We start from the raw sequence: 15,825 nt of genomic DNA, 5'->3' as shown, positions 1-15,825 counted from the left end.
AATCATTAAATTTAAGATAAAATTTTTGAAAACCGAATGATCAAGACTGAATATAATTTTCGGGTTTGGTATAAAAATGCTGTGGGATGATCAAAGTAAATGATGAAACCTTACGGGTTTGGGTAAAAACCTGAGTATGATTTTTGAGCTTCAAAAATTTGGATTGAACCGTAGGTGAGAATCCCTTTTGATAGTTTTAGGTTAAAGGAAAGGCCATGGAAATTCCGTCTGGTCAGGCATTCCCTCGGCTTTCCCCCTATCAAACTCCCTTTTCCAGGCATCGGAATGAGGGATTTTTGCTGAAATTATGCCGAAATGGGGAAAATAGAAAAAATCCCTGACCAGTAGGTTCCAATTTCCTTGTCGGTCAGGGATCGATTAACAACAAACAATCCTGTATTTTTCTAATTAATTTTAAACTTAATTGGAACGCGCATCTTGACGGTTACTTCTTTCCCTTTCTGTTTGCCGGGTTCCCAGTCAGGTGAATTGCGGATCACTTCAAGAGCAGCCTGGTTCAGCCGATCATCTACGCCTCTCAAAAGTTCTACATCCCTGACGACTCCTTCCTGATTGACCACAAAACTGGCATAAACGGTTCCCTCCACGCCCTCTTTTTTGGCAGACTCTGGATAGGTCAGGTTCTCCATCAGGTATTGGTTCCATCCTTCCATACCCCCATTCGGTACAGGCATGTCCTCTACTACATCGAAAACATCCCCCTGCATCAGCCTTTCGGTGATTTTGTTGTCATCTTTGTCGTTTTGATCCATCATCTCATCCTGGTATTCGCAGGCAAACAGGACAAACAATAACCCAAATAGAGGGATGGACAAAGCATACTTGCTTCTGGCAAGCGATCTGGTTTTTGGTTGATTCATCATTTTAATTCTTTTTTTGATTTGAAATTGATTGAAATTATGGATAAGCACACAGGTCTGTGTAGGCCTGATTAATTTTAATAGCAATTGGGCATAAGTTTTTTTTGGATGATGAGCGATGATTTTCTCGTCTACCTGGTATTCATGTACCTCCCGCAAAGCTTTTTCAAACAGCCTTACAAAAGGATTGAACCAGAGTACGATTTTTAACAGTTGGACAAGCAGGATATCCCAACTGTGGAGCTGGTTGCCATGCGCAGCCTCATGGGCCAGTATCCATTCCCGGTCTACTTCATTATCCCCTTTGGCCGGTAAAAAAATATACCGGAAAAAAGAAGCCGGTTGGAAATCCGGATGTTCCAGCAGGATGAAAGGCCCCCAGAAAGCCTGCCTGGCCTTGCTGATCTGCCTGTACAAAACAACCATTCCCCAAATCAACCGAAAGAGAAAAAAGATAAGCCCTATAAGGTAAACCCCAAAAAGAAATTGGGGAAGTGAAATCCATTCCTGTTCTGTTGATGGAATTTTATGATCAGTAAATTCCAAAATGGGAAACTGAAAACCGTAACTTGCTGCCAGCTGGCTACCGGCCACATTAGCCGGAAATTCAAAGGCTGGAAAAGCCAGGGAGGCGATAATTGCCAGCAGCAAAAATGCCCGATTCCAGTCGAAAAATGTATTTCCATCCAGAAGCAGCCAATAAAAAAACCATAAGGCACCAAGGCTAAGGCTGGCTTCCCACAAATAGTTTAAAACCTGATTCATGATTTTTTCTCATTTTTAAAATTCTCAACCATCTTCTCCAATTCTTTTAATTCCTGATCGGAAAGCTTCTTCTCCTTTACCATAAAGGACAAAACATTTTGTGCTGAACCATCAAAATAGTTTTTTACCATTTGGTTAAAACTTTTGTTTCGGTACGCCTTTTTGCTGATCAGAGGAAAGTACTGATGGGTGTTTCCATAAGTGATGTGATCCAGAAAACCCTTTTTTTCAAGTTGTTTGATGACCGAGGCCAGGGTTGTATAAGGAGGTTTGGGATCAGGAAAACGTTTGAGGACTTCCCTGATGAGGGCCTTTTCCATTTTCCAGATGATGGCCATGACCTGCTCTTCGTTGTTGGTTAATTGTTCCATACAAGCAAGGTAAGAAAAGATTATTAGTTTTCCTACGAAAATATCGTATATATACGGAAAGTACGTAGACTCTGATTTGTTCTACATTCTCCTTTAGTACATGCTTAAAAAATCAGCGCCCTATTGTCAATGATTTTACAATATTTTATTATATTGAAATTGTCATTTGAAAAACTAAATACTATGGAAAAGTTTACACTTGCCGTCAATGGAGAAACCCATGAAGTAACAGCTCCCGGAGACATGCCCCTTTTGTGGGTGATTAGGGACTTGCTCTCTCTTAAAGGGACCAAATTCGGTTGCGGACAGGCCCTCTGTGGTGCCTGCACCGTACATTTGGACGGGGTAGCCATCCGATCCTGTAGTTTGCCCATTTCCGAAGTGGGAGAACAAAAGCTTACCACCATAGAGGGCTTATCTGCCAATGGGGAGCATCCCCTTCAAAAAGCCTGGCAGGAACATGTCGTTCCTCAATGTGGCTATTGTCAGACGGGGCAAATCATGAATGCCGCCGCATTGCTTCAGAATAACCCCAGCCCTTCTGAAGCCGAAATAGAAAATGCCATGGCCGGCAATCTTTGCCGTTGTGGGACTTATAACCGCATCAAAACTGCTATTCAGACCGCATCCAAATCCTGACTTTACGCTTTCCCAACATGCTCATGATACCAAAACTGTCTTTCCTTCCTTTCAAAAAATTTACCAATAAAAGTAAAGTTTTCCGTCCTTCCAGGAGAGAATTCCTGAAGTTAGGCTCACTGGCCACTGGCGGTTTTATGTTGGGAGTCAACTTTCAGTGCTCAGGTCCCAAGGGTGAAACCCTTACCTTTGCTCCCAATGCTTACCTGAGCATCAATGGGGATAACCAGGTGACCATCATTGCCCATCGCTCCGAGATGGGTACCGGTATACGGACTTCTCTGCCAATGATTGTTGCCGATGAGCTCGGAGCTGATTGGAAATCGGTTAAAATTGAGCAAGCCGTTGGTGATGAAGCGACCTACGGAGACCAAAACACCGATGGATCCTATTCTATACGCATGTTTTTCGAACCCATGAGAAGAGCGGGAGCAACGGCCAGGCACATGCTGATGGAAGCAGCGGGCAAAAAGTGGGATGTAGATCCCTCAGGCTGTGATACCCGGAATGGGCAAGTGATCCATGCAGCAAGTGGTCAGCAAGTTGATTTTTCAGACCTGCTTGACCTGCTGCAGGACATGGAAATTCCCGATCAGGAAACATTGAAGCTTCGTAAACTCAGCGATTACAAACTAATTGGGAAGGATGTTCCCATATATGATGTAAAAGACATTGTCCATGGCAAGGCCCTCTTCGGTGCGGACATGGACCTGCCCGGCCAGCAAATAGCCGTGATCCAACGCAGCCCTGCCGTAGGGGCTAAAGTGGTAAATTATTCGGAAGATAAGGCACTCGAGGTACCAGGAGTCAACCAAGTGGTAAAAATTTCGGGAAATGGTGCCCATCCGGGTTTGAATAAGCCCCTGGAAGGCATTGCGGTAATAGCGGACAATACCTGGGCAGCTATCAAGGGCAGAGCCGCCCTGCAGGTAGAATGGGATCTTGGGGAGAACAAGGATTACCAATGCGCCGCCCAAATGGAGGACATGATCCGGGAAACACTGGGGGATGGAAAACTGAGAAGGGAAAAAGGTGATGTAAAAACAGCTTTAGGAAGCGCTGGAAAGGTCTTGGAAAAAACCTACCGCGCACCCTATTATGCCCACGCTACCATAGAACCTCCTGCTGCACTGGCCCATTACAAGGAGGATGGCACCATTGAAATCTGGGCCCCGACCCAACACCCACAATGGGCCAGGGATTCAGTAGCAGAGGCATTAGAGCTGGATGCAGCCAATGTCAGGGTGAATGTGACCTTGCTGGGTGGAGGTTTTGGCAGAAAATCAAAGCCGGATTATGTGGTGGAGGCGGCATTGCTATCCAGGGCCATCAAAAAACCCGTACGTGTGCAGTGGACCCGGGAAGATGATATCCACCATGATTTTTACCATTCCCACAGTGCCCAGCGAATAAAGGCAGGATTAGATGCACAGGGCAACTTGATAGCCTGGAATCACCACACGGTTTTTCCTGCTATCGGAGGTACCTCAAGTGCCGATGAATTGCACCCCTCCGATGGAGAAATGGGTTTGGGCTGTACGGATTTCCCCTACGATGTGGCGAATATCCGGATTGAATCTCATGAGGCCAAAGCACATACCCGTATTGGATGGCTTCGCTCAGTGAGCAACATACACCATGCTTTTGCCATCAGCAGCATGCTGGATGAAATAGCCGAGCTCCGTGGAATGGATCCCGTGGAGCATATCCTGTCCCTTTTGGGAGAGGACCGGAAGCTTAGCTTCAATGAAGAAATGGAGGGTGAATATCCGAATTATGGAGAGGATATTGCCGCCTATCCCTGGGATACCGGAAGAATGAAAAGGGTAATCGAAAGGGTCTCTGCAGAAGCCAATTGGTCAAAATCCATACAAGAAGGGAAAGCAATGGGCTTTGCGGCACATAAAAGTTTTTTGACTTATGTGGCTTGTATTGTAGAAGTATCAAGGGATGAAAATGGTAAAATCACCATTCCGGAGGTGCATTATGCGGTGGATTGTGGCATAGCGGTAAATACCGATCGCATTCGATCCCAATTCGAAGGAGGGGCGCAATTTGCCAGCAGCCTTGCCATGTCGTCGGCCATTAATTTTGAGAACGGACAGGTCAAACAAAATAATTTTGACAGCTACCAAATCATTCGCATGCCTCAGGCACCCAAACAGATTTATACCCATATTATAGAAAGTCAGGAAAAACCTACCGGAGTAGGAGAACCACCGGTGCCTCCTTACATTCCGGCTTTGTGCAATGCACTGTACAAACTAAATGGAAAAAGAATTTATGAGCTGCCGGTGAAGGAGGCTTTTGTTTGATAAGGGATTTCTGTGAAGTCCTGCCAGCGGAGTTCGGTTATGGATGAAGTCCATTTGTTCAGTCAGTTTCCTCTAAAAAAACAGATACAGAAAAGGGAAATCAGGAAATAGCCCATTTGGTTTGGAAAGCATTAGCATTTCCAATTCGTACTATTTCAACATCGAACCCTGTTTATCAATATTTATTGTTCATTTGATTATAATGTACCTGAAAGTCAGGTTGATCCTTGGGGCCTGGACCTTTTTGGTAGGGGGTAGCCGATGCAGCCAGTGGTCTTGGGTGCTTCCTTTCATGAGCAGCAAACTGCCATTTTCCAGATATAAAGAGACGGTTTCCTTGCTTTGCTTGTGTTTAAAGGCAAATTTCCTTTCCGCCCCAAAACTCAGTGAAGCAATGGCACCATGCTTTTTCAAGTCTTTTTCCCCATCACTGTGCCATGCCATTCCCTCCTCACCTGAATGATACAGGTTGAGCAAACAAGAATTAAAGACCTCACCCGTTCGTTCCTCTGTAATGGCCTTCAATGCTATAAGTTCCCGGGTCCAGGGAAGGGCCCTTTTGGTAATATTTGAGTAGGTATATTCAAATTCCCTGTCACCATACCAGGCCACTTTCCTTTTGGTGACCATTTTTTTTCCAAAAATCACTGCTTCATCGTTTTTCCAGGCGATGGTTTCCCACAATGCTTTAAAATATTGATCCGCCTTTTCTTCAGCCATGATTTTTCCCCAATAATGAACGATCCCATTCTGAGGCAATAAATTTTTGGATGGAAAAGTAGCTGTATCAAATAATTTCATGCCTCTAAAACGGTTTGAATTTGACTTTTGTTTCCAGACAATGGAAGGGAATAGAAGCGCAACCGGAGAAGAACAATCGGTTTAAAAAGAAAGCGTTCACCTGAATGAGTTGAGATCAAGGTAAAAATTCCCTTGTAAAATCAGGGAGGAAATACCTTTTTTTCTATTTCAGCAGCAAAATTTATTATTTTATTATTGGAATGATTATTCCAATAATATATATTTGGTGAAATCCAACAATCACTCAAGCATGGCAAGGGCAAAATCATTTGATACATCTGAAGTCTTAGACAGGGCCATGGAATTGTTTTGGAGGAAAGGTTATCATGCCACTTCTGTTCAGGATTTGGTCAGTCACCTGGGGATCAACAGGGCCAGCTTGTACGATACTTTTAAAGGTAAGGAAGATTTGTTTTTAAAAGCATTTGAAAATTACCGGGAAAACAACAAAGCTGCCATACTTGAAGCATTGTATTCCCAACCCAACGCCAAGGACGGAATCCGAAATTTATTTGAATGTGCCCTCAAAGAAAGGAAGGAACGCAAAGGCTGTTTCACCGTCAATTTAACAGCTGCCCTAATGCCGGAAGACAAGCATTTGCAGGAAATCTTGAGAGATAACCAAAAGGTTTTCGAAAAGATAATTTTTGACTACCTGAAATCCGGGGAGGTAATGGGGGAATTTCCAAAAGGAAAAGACCTGCGTGCAATCGCCAACCTTTTGTACACCCTGTATAATGGCGTGCAGGTCATCTCCAAAATAGAGGCGGCACCTTCCAGGCAAATGGCAGCGGTAGAACAGGTATTGCAGTTTTTAGAAGTAGAATAAAAACACCAGGAAGAACCAATTCGAAACTAATTTTGTACCCAATTATTTCAAAAACTCATCCAATTGCTTTCTGAATAGCTGCCTCATACTAATTTGAGCAAGACCCATTTCCGATATATAATCCCCTTCCATAAAAAATGGAGCGATCGTATTTTTCTCTTGATAACCAAAACGCTTCCATATTTGGTTTTCTTCAATAAACAAGCCATCCGGATCATGTATAAAGGGATAGGGAAACTCATATTCGGTCAGTCTCTGAATAATTTCATCTTTATCTTCTCTGGTAATTACAATAATCACTGGCATTTCCTCATCATATTCGGCTATGATGTCCAGAAAGGGGATGGAAAATACATAAAGTTGTTTGGAAACCACCACCAGTTTTTTCTCAGCATGCATCCAGTGAGGATTAAAGGGAATGCTATCTGTAACCTGATAGCTTTTCAAGTTTTCCGGAAAAATTATTTTTTCTTCAGATGGACTGCAACCAGCGAAAACGCATACGATACATAATGGCAATAGTAGGGTATTGGCACGCATAGGTTAATATAGATTCGTAAGGAAAAACAGCAAAATGTTGTAAATAATTAGTCCAGGAGTCTTAAAATTCAACGAATAACAAAACCGGGTTATCTCCTTCCTGAATTTTGGGGCTATTCTCAGGCAATTGATCCGTATTGAGTTTTAAATAATCCGGTGCCTGTGCGATGAATACCAAAAGGTCGTCCATCAAACCAACCGGGGAAGAAAATGCTGACAATGCTGTAGCCGAGATAATCCTTTTGCCTACTTCCCCGCTCGCTTTTTCTAAAATGACCTGATGTTTATTCAACCCGCCATTAACCTGAACATCCACTCCAAAAAAAGCCTTGTCTTCATTTTCCCAATACTGCGAAATGGTGGCAAAACCCTGCTGGTTGAGCATTTCAAAACCGGCCATCCAATCCATTTCAAAAAATCTTTCGGGAATGCTGTATTTTTCAAAATCAAATTGATAGCTTGGGGCAAGACTGTCCCCCTCTACCTTGTACGTGCGATTGTTGTAAATTTCATGGAAAAATACGGATCCATTTGCTGCGTAGAAATTTTTTTCCTGCATGGGCAAAATCTCATGGGTATTGGGTAAAAACGCCTTTACCGTTTTCCCCTGCCCGTTAATAATAGCCAGTCTGTTTTCGACAAAGGGAAGATTATAGCTTCCGGAAGCGGCATAGTAACCCTTGGGCAATTTGGCAAAGGAAGTCCCGTAATAATCGAACTCCAGTTGCCCCGTAATTTCCCCATTTCTATCAAATTGAATAATTTGAGACAGATCGCCCTTTACGCTAAGGATTTCCAAGCCTTCTAAGGTTGGAACAAAATCGTTGGCGCTCCCGACCCTATTCGGACCCTCACCGATTTCAACGAATTTGCCAAGGTATTTTCCATTACGGTCAAATTGGTGGATGGCATCTCTGGCACTTTCATCATAAATAAAAAAGGAGTTTTCTGAAAATTTTACCGTTAGGTGGTCTCCGATCAGATTTGCGGTATCGGTTTCCAATGGAGTAATGCGTTCGATCTTGTAGGGAGAATTGATTTGTGTCGTTTTTTCCAATTCAATCAGAGGCAAACCCTCTTTAACTTCGGCGGCCTTATTGCAAGCAAACAATAAAGAAATCCAAAGGATACATTGTTGTAGAAATCTAGCTTTCATTTATTTATATTTTCTTCAAACTAGTAAATTAAAACCAGCTTTCCAAGCGCAGCTAATTAGCTATAAAAATTTTTTACCATAAAAAAGCAAATTAACTTTGACTGATTATGAGCCTTCCCTTTTTCCATAAAAGTCAGCTGTCCAAAATCAAATTTTTTTTGGAGCCAACCTTGCTAAACAGGGGTTTTACGCTTTTCCGCGAGGGAAAAGTCGATTTTGTCTACTTTGACCCAGCCAAAGAAATTTATTTTTTTGATGTAGCGGGCAATATGGAGCCTTTTTATTCAGTGAGTATAAGTTTGGAACAGCTTAACCGGAATGTACTAAGGGATGAAAAAGGTTTTGAAAAATTACCTGATAAACCGGAAGAAAGCCCCATAACATGCGAGTGTGTTTATTTTATAGAAAATCATCAATGTAAACATGTGGCTGCAGCAATCTATTATTTGGCGTTGACCACTGGAGTGGATTATCAAAAATTCCCTCCACCCTGGATGGATAACCAGAAAACGCTGAAAGTAGAAAAGAAGGAACCTGAAGAAGATGATTTATCTTTTCCCATTACCATCCCCTGTTCGGAAAAGGAGATTCCTCAGTTGGGAGAAAAACTTGATATCCCTCCTGGAAAATTCATATATGAAAGGTTGTATAATGCCCAGTTGTTGGAAAATGGTATCAACTATTCTGTGGATATCAATGGACAACACCATTTTTTGAAAATCCATTTTGATGGAAAACAAATCACCATCAATGGGGACTACCAAAGGAAATACCTGGTTCGCACCGGTTTGGAATGGCTGAAAAAAAGGTTCAGCCAGACTGACCTTGGTGACCTGAAGTACCTTACCTCAAGGCAAAGGGAGGCTGCTGCGGCAGATCAATTGAGGAAATGGGGCCTTCTGGATCAGTTGGAAGACCCTATTAAAGCCTTTGGATTTGAGTTTTATGAAGGTCAGCTGCACATGTTTCCTTCAGGACCCCTCCGCGGGCTTTACCACATTGATCGCCTTTCGAAGAAATTCATTGAAGAGGGAATACGGATGGCCGATCTTGCGGCATCGAACCAACTGATTCCCAATGTTAAAACCGATGAATTGGGCAAGTATAATCCCGGTTTTGCACTTGTCATAGACCATTCTGGTAATTTTCAGGGGATCCTTTCCTTCATGGCAAAGGGTAGTAAAAACAGGCCTTCGGATTTTTCCGTCAGGTTTACCGCAATAACCGATCCCTATGATCCGAGATTGGCCAAGAATTCAGGAATGGATGAAGCACTATTGGCCGCAGAAAAACTTAACCAGGCCATAATAAAAAAGAAAACGGATCAAATATTTTCACTTTTTGAAGATTTTCTTACTTCAATGGATGGCTATCACCTTTCGACTTATCAGGCTCCTGCCTATGAGTACCAAAAGGGTAAAATTCAAAAAAAGAACTTTGGAGCAGCACTGAGAATTCTTCCAGCCAGGCTTGGACTGAAGATCAGCAAAAAGGGGCTGATATATGAACTGCATCCGCTTATCAGCACTGATGAGGGCAAAATGGAGTTGGAAAATGAAAAAAATGAATTGAGCCTTTCCTCTGCCTTTGCCCTGTACAAGCACCGCTGGTTGCTGACATTTCAGACAAAAGAGGCATTGCTGACTTTAAAGGTGCTGCTCAATTTTCCGGTAATGCAATTTTTAGAAAAAGATGTGGATGAATATGTTCAAAAAATAATACTACCTCTGTCTAAAAATATTGAAATCATGGATGAATCCGGTCTTTTCAAGGAAGCCGATCATAGCCCATTACTAAAGAAACAACTTTATATTTCTGAATTAACCGGCTTGGTGATTTTCCGACCCGCCCTGAAATATGGACCCAGGGCTTTTTCCAACCCACTAGAGGGGAACAGTATCATGGACCCTGAAACGAAAACACTGTATTTAAGGGATGAGGATGCCGAAGATGAATTCCTGGCTTTTCTGAAATCCCTGCATCCCAATTTTGAACGGGGCGGAAATCAGGGTTTCTTTCATTTGAACCACGATGCTTTTATGGAAAAGCTGTGGTTTATGAAAGCATTTGAAACCTTAAAAGCCAATAAGGTTACCGTATTTGGGCTGGAAAATATCAGAATCAAAAAGTACTCCCCTTTCCCTCCTGCAATATCCATGGAATTTGGTTCCACCCAAGACTGGTTTGAACTCAATGCACAGGTAGCCTTTGGCAATAACAAGGTGAAATTAAAAGATATCAAAAGTGCCCTCGATAGGGACAGGAATTATGTGGAATTGTCGGATGGAACCATTGGAATTTTGCCTGAGGAATGGGTACAGAAGTTCTGTAGATTGTTCAGGTCCGGAGAGACGGAAAAAGACCAGATTAGAATCTCAAAAACACAATTTAACCTGCTGGATGAGGTGGAGGAAATTCATGATTTTCCGGAAATATTTAAAGAGATTGAAGAGAAAAAGGAAAGGTTGAAGCAATTTTCCAGTATCAGGAAAACCAAAATACCCCAAAAATTAAAGGCTGACCTAAGACCCTACCAACAGGTGGGATTGAATTGGCTGAATTTTCTTCAGGAATACGGCTGGGGAGGTATTCTGGCAGATGATATGGGCCTGGGCAAGACCCTCCAACTCATCAGCCTGATTTGCAAGATGACGGAGAAGGAAGGAACAAAAGTGCTTGTGGTTGCACCTACTACCCTTTTATTCAATTGGAAGGATGAATTGGAGAAATTTGCGCCCCATCTGGATTATTTTATCCACCATGGTTCCCGATACGATACTGTGGAAGCCCTTCAGGGGCATGAGGTTTTGCTCACCAGTTATGGACTGGTAATCAATGACCTGGACCTTCTGAAGCAAATTCCTTTTGATATCATCATTGCCGATGAGTCTCAGGCAATCAAAAATACGCAGTCCCTTCGGTATAAAGCCATCACCAAACTCAACGGTAAATTAAAAATAGCCCTGACTGGGACGCCCATAGAAAATGGATTGGCAGAGCTGTATGCACAAATGAATTTTGTAAATCCCGGCTTTTTCCAATCCTTTAAAGGTTTTAAAGACCATTACCTGGATCCACTGAAAAAGGGAAATACAGGCATTCTGGATGAGCTGCAGAAAAAAATCAAGCCCTTTGTCCTGAGAAGAACCAAGAAGGAGGTGCTAACAGAACTTCCGGATAAGACGGAAGAGTACCTTTATTGCGAGATGGATCCCGTACAACGGAAGGTGTATGATGCCTACAGAAACGAATTCCGGGATTATCTGATGAAGAAATTTGAAGAAGAAGGTGCCGGACAGTCCAAAATGTATGTTTTGGAAGGATTGACGAGGTTGAGGCAGATTTGTGATGCCACCCGCCTGGTAAACCATTCCGTGGGAAAAGATGCCTCGGCAAAGATTGACCTGCTATTGGAACACATACTGGAGAAAACGGGCAATCATAAATTGCTGGTTTTTAGCCAGTTTGTTAAAATGCTTGATATTGTTCAGGAAAAACTTCAGGAAAACCATGTATCGTATACCTACCTGGATGGAAAAACCAGCCTAAAGGAAAGGGAATTAAGGGTGAATCAATTTCAACAAGACCCCACCAAAAGGGTGTTTTTGATCAGTTTGAAAGCGGGAGGTACCGGTCTCAATCTAACAGCTGCCGATTATGTCTATATTCTGGACCCCTGGTGGAATCCCGCTGTGGAAAATCAGGCCATAGACCGATGCTACCGAATGGGGCAGGAAAAGCATGTCATCGCATACCGGATGATTTGCAAGGATACCGTAGAGGAGAAAATCATGAAATTGCAGGCGGCCAAAAGTAAAATGGCAAAAGAAGTCATTGTAGAAGGAGACAGTTTTTTAGGTTATCTGGATGGAGAAGGCATGTTGTCCCTGTTTGATTAAAATTGAGGTCCCGTTATATGAAGGTATTTTCCCAAAAAACCTTATGAACTTCCAAGGGCATTCCAATCAAAAAAAAGTGGTAACGTTTCTGTTTTGGGGTTTGCCAGACTCAGATAATATTTTTCTTCCATCACAAAGCTTATTATCTGCCAATCCTTGTGTTCAATGGGCTCTGGTAAAGAAATAGACCGCCTTCTATCCAGAAAGCAGTAGTGATGGAGATGATCAGTCAAACCCCATCCCAAAGCCTTCAGGAAAGCTTCTTTCCGGGTCCATATTTTAAAAAAAGATTGGTAAGGGTTGGCTGATTTCGAAATAAAGTCAATTTCAGATGGTTCAAAAAATTGCGTTACTACTTCCTGGTAGTCAAAAGTTGCATTGATGGGCTCAATATCAATTCCTATGGTTGCTTTGCTCAGGGCAAAAACCACCCAATCACCAGCATGGCTGATGTTGAAATGGAAGTTGTTGTGAGCTACCAATATTGGTTTATTGTGCTTGCTCCTGTGAAACATTACGGTTTTGGGATCTATGTTCAGATAGTGGCCTATCAGTCTCCGAAGAAATCCTCTCCCGATCGCGTATCGGATTTTGTCTTCCCGGAGGTAAAACTTTGCTGCCTTTTCAACTTCTTCCTCATTCATCAATGCCATGATGGAGTCGAGGTCTTGCCGGGGCATGTGGACAGGTGCCCGCCAGACGTGCAGAAAATTTGAAGGAGGCGCACCAGAATGTTCATTCCATTCCGGCACTCTTGATTCCTCACAAAAAATATTGACCTGAAACATGGGTTAAATATAGCACCTATTCCTGATCATGGGAAGAATCAATATACCAAATAAGCTGCTTATCCAAACATACGTTTTGATTGTGATCGATTTGGAAATTAGCCAGAATTGTTTCAAAAAGAACACTAAAATTAAGCCACAAAAAATGGAGGGCTAAAAAGCGGAATAAATCGCTATAAAATTGGTGTTTATCCCAATGATTTGGAATATAATTTTGAATCATTTATTTTTAATGCATCAATAAACTTAATACATGTTATTTGCACTTTTTTGTTAGCCATAAAATGAAAGAACTGGTGAATACTAATTTTGATCTGGGAGGAAAGAAGCTTTTGGTGGTAGAAGATGATCCCATATTTGGATTGATCATGAAATCAATTTTTAAAACCTGGAAAAACACCATTACAGATTTTGCTGCAAATGGTAAAGAGGCCTTAGAAAAATTACTGCTCCCTGGATTTGATTTGGTTTTGATGGACTTGCAAATGCCAGTCATGGATGGGTTCCAAACCATACTAACTATACGGCAGGGACAATGCGGTATGGCGTACAGTAATATTCCTGTCATTGCCCTCACGGCAGATATTTCCGAAGAAGCTCGGAAAAAAGGCCTTTCATCTGGCTTTAATGATTTTATGGTTAAGCCCATGGACAGTGCAAGACTTTTTGCTACTATAGAACATCAAATTGTAGGAAACGCCGTAGCTCCAATTTACAGGTGACTCGTTGATTTTACAGCTTATTTTAGTGCCTTAAAGTTGCTGGAATTTGAGCAATAGTACGGCTTTGGCTGGTGATGACTTCTTAAACCCGGATTTTGCATTAGGGTTCGTAGCGAGGGCTTAAAGCACAAGAAAATCAGTCACTTTGGAGAGTTAGGCGTACCCCCCTACGCTGAACCCGAAAAGTGGAGCGATGCGGCTGATTTTGAAGTGCTTTAAGTCCGCAGTAGAAATTCCAACGGATATTTGGGGTTAAATTCTGATTCCCAACAGAGGCAAAATACATGCGTTCGGCAAAGCTTGGTCGGGCTATGGGTCTGACACAAAATGCACTGAGATTGATGATCCACTGGTTTTAAAAGGGAAACCTATCAAAAAAAGGCAAAACCCAATTTCTTTGCAGGCTATGCCTTATCTTCGTAAGGTAAAAAAAATCCAGTTCCGGAGGCGAATTTAAGTTACGGAAACCATGAATAAAAAAGCTGCATAAGCAGTGCTTGCAAACATGTCAATTAGCTACCATTCCTTGCGATTTCATGTCAATATTTTCCCATTACTATTCAAGGTTTGTCTTTTCTTCCTGATAGGAAGTGGTTGTACCAATAGCTCTAATGAAAAAACAGGGGAAAATCAGGAAAGGCAACCAAAAAAGAGCGATTTTCAAAAAAGGCCAGATCCTATCGACCAGCCGGCTGTTACCCTGGCTAAAAGTTATTGCACAGGCTGTCACCAGTATCCTGATCCAGCACTTCTGGACAAGGAAACCTGGAAAACCATCTTACCCAGAATGGGCCATTATTATGGAATATACGCTGATGATACCACCAGAGATTGGTTAATGGAAGGAGGCAGGGCAGGACAGATTGTAGCCAGAAACAATGTTTTTCCGGAGTCTCCTACTATAGACACTTTGGTTTTTAATAAAATAAGCGCCTACTTTTTGGAAAAGGCTCCCGATAAACTGGATGGGCCCGGGGAAAATGATATCCGGATAGGATTGGAAGGATTTTCATTGAGGAGACCAGATAACCAGACCAGAAACCCCATGACATTGATGGTGCATATCAGTGGCCCGGACCGCTTTTATATCAGTGATGTGGGAAGGTCTGCCCTCGCCATCATGAACAGTAAGTTTCAGGTCCAAAAAACAGCTCCCAGTCCGGAGGGAACGGTATGGATCCACGAAGGTGAGCGGCATGATTATGCCCTGGTAATCGGGACTTTTAATCCCACAGACATGGACCTGGGCTATGTGATGCGCTTGCCAAATGGTCCGGGTCAGCCCACAACTATACTGGCCCGCAACCTGCAACGTCCGGTGCATATGGATAGAGGGGATCTGGATGGGGATGGACTTGAAGACATGGTTATTTGTGAATATGGCAAACAAACAGGCAGCCTGGCTTGGTGGAAGCAAGATCAAAACGGGAATTACCTTAAGCGTATTTTGCGCCAAAAACCAGGGGCAACCAAAGCCTACATAAGGGACCTGAACAACAATGGCAAGAAGGATATCATCGCCTTGTTTGGGCAGGGCGATGAGGGAATTTTCATCTATTATAATCAGGGAAATGGGAATTTTGTAGAAGAAACTGTGCTGAGGTTTCCAGCCAGTTACGGATCCAGTTATTTCGAACTTTTTGATTTCAATGAGGACGGCCATCCGGACATCATTTACACCAATGGTGACAATGCAGATTATGACCCTATCGCAAAACCCTATCACGGGATCAGGATATTTATCAATGACGGAAACAACAGGTTCAGGGAGGAATTTTTCTATCCTTTGAATGGTGCTTATAAGGCTGTTCCAGCCGATTTTGACCAGGATGGGGATGTGGATATTGCCGCTATTTCCTTTTTCCCTGATTACGAAAATGCACCTGAAAAAAGTTTTGTTTATCTGGAAAATCAGGGCTCCATGGATTTTGAGGCCAGTACCTTTCCGGCTGCGGCCGAAGGGCGCTGGATGGCCATGGACGTAGGGGATATGGATGGAGATGGCGATCTGGATATACTGCTGGGCTCCATGGTATTTGGTACAGATTATTCCGATTACTTTGATAAATGGGTGGAGGGTTCATTGCCCTTTCTCTGGTTGGAAAACGACCTCAGATAA

At 42.7% G+C, this 15,825-nt stretch carries 12 protein-coding genes; 6 read left to right on the top strand and 6 right to left on the bottom strand.

Annotated features, from left to right (window positions below):
- Nucleotides 1-404: 404 nt before the first annotated feature.
- Entirely contained in the window at nt 405-1,646 is a 1,242-nt protein-coding gene (locus HUJ21_RS01995) for a M56 family metallopeptidase (RefSeq protein ID WP_291366882.1), read from the bottom strand.
- On the bottom strand, nt 1,643-2,017 hold the full coding sequence (locus HUJ21_RS01990) for a BlaI/MecI/CopY family transcriptional regulator (protein WP_291366881.1): 375 nt from the start codon (nt 2,015-2,017) through the stop codon (nt 1,643-1,645). The genes HUJ21_RS01995 and HUJ21_RS01990 overlap by 4 nt, the downstream gene beginning before the upstream one ends.
- 183 nt (nt 2,018-2,200) lie before the next feature.
- Here HUJ21_RS01990 and HUJ21_RS01985 point away from each other — a divergent pair, with 183 nt between their 5' ends.
- On the top strand, nt 2,201-2,656 hold the full coding sequence (locus HUJ21_RS01985) for a (2Fe-2S)-binding protein (RefSeq protein ID WP_291366880.1): 456 nt from the start codon (nt 2,201-2,203) through the stop codon (nt 2,654-2,656).
- A 23-nt stretch (nt 2,657-2,679) separates the two neighbouring features.
- Nucleotides 2,680-4,971: a molybdopterin cofactor-binding domain-containing protein gene (locus HUJ21_RS01980; protein WP_291366879.1), complete on the top strand. Its 2,292-nt coding sequence runs from the start codon at nt 2,680-2,682 to the stop codon at nt 4,969-4,971.
- A gap of 189 nt (nt 4,972-5,160) precedes the next feature.
- On the opposite strand, the gene HUJ21_RS01975 is transcribed toward HUJ21_RS01980, so the two are convergent.
- A complete protein-coding gene (locus HUJ21_RS01975; RefSeq protein WP_291366878.1) occupies nt 5,161-5,772 on the bottom strand; it encodes an alpha-ketoglutarate-dependent dioxygenase AlkB in 612 nt (203 codons plus the stop codon).
- A gap of 250 nt (nt 5,773-6,022) precedes the next feature.
- On the opposite strand from HUJ21_RS01975, the gene HUJ21_RS01970 reads away from it, so the two are divergent.
- Nucleotides 6,023-6,601, top strand: a complete 579-nt coding sequence (locus tag HUJ21_RS01970) for a TetR/AcrR family transcriptional regulator (protein WP_291366877.1) — start codon at nt 6,023-6,025, stop codon at nt 6,599-6,601.
- 42 nt (nt 6,602-6,643) lie between these two features.
- Here the strand turns inward: HUJ21_RS01970 and HUJ21_RS01965 are convergent, their stop codons facing one another.
- Both HUJ21_RS01965 and HUJ21_RS01960 read right to left on the bottom strand, forming a co-directional pair.
- Nucleotides 6,644-7,048 (bottom strand): hypothetical protein, encoded by a 405-nt coding sequence (locus HUJ21_RS01965; RefSeq protein WP_291366876.1) that lies wholly within the window; start codon nt 7,046-7,048, stop codon nt 6,644-6,646.
- A gap of 154 nt (nt 7,049-7,202) precedes the next feature.
- Nucleotides 7,203-8,297: a 6-bladed beta-propeller gene (locus tag HUJ21_RS01960; protein ID WP_291366875.1), complete on the bottom strand. Its 1,095-nt coding sequence runs from the start codon at nt 8,295-8,297 to the stop codon at nt 7,203-7,205.
- A gap of 158 nt (nt 8,298-8,455) precedes the next feature.
- On the opposite strand from HUJ21_RS01960, the gene HUJ21_RS01955 reads away from it, so the two are divergent.
- Nucleotides 8,456-12,196 (top strand): DEAD/DEAH box helicase, encoded by a 3,741-nt coding sequence (locus HUJ21_RS01955; RefSeq protein WP_291366874.1) that lies wholly within the window; start codon nt 8,456-8,458, stop codon nt 12,194-12,196.
- Between the two features lie 41 nt (nt 12,197-12,237).
- On the opposite strand, the gene HUJ21_RS01950 is transcribed toward HUJ21_RS01955, so the two are convergent.
- Complete coding sequence (locus HUJ21_RS01950; RefSeq protein WP_291366873.1) at nt 12,238-12,984, bottom strand: 4'-phosphopantetheinyl transferase superfamily protein; 747 nt, start codon at nt 12,982-12,984, stop codon at nt 12,238-12,240.
- 284 nt (nt 12,985-13,268) lie between these two features.
- On the opposite strand from HUJ21_RS01950, the gene HUJ21_RS01945 reads away from it, so the two are divergent.
- Together HUJ21_RS01945 and HUJ21_RS01940 are read left to right on the top strand one after the other, a co-directional pair.
- Nucleotides 13,269-13,706, top strand: a complete 438-nt coding sequence (locus HUJ21_RS01945; protein ID WP_291366872.1) for a response regulator — start codon at nt 13,269-13,271, stop codon at nt 13,704-13,706.
- A gap of 505 nt (nt 13,707-14,211) precedes the next feature.
- The gene (locus tag HUJ21_RS01940; RefSeq protein ID WP_291366871.1) at nt 14,212-15,825 is read left to right on the top strand and encodes a VCBS repeat-containing protein; all 1,614 of its coding nucleotides are present in this window, start codon (nt 14,212-14,214) and stop codon (nt 15,823-15,825) included.

It is taken from the genome of Cyclobacterium sp. (assembly GCF_014762705.1).
Taxonomy (GTDB): domain Bacteria; phylum Bacteroidota; class Bacteroidia; order Cytophagales; family Cyclobacteriaceae; genus Cyclobacterium.
Note: the sequence above shows the minus strand (reverse complement) of the source record. Positions and strands in the feature narration are given on the sequence as shown.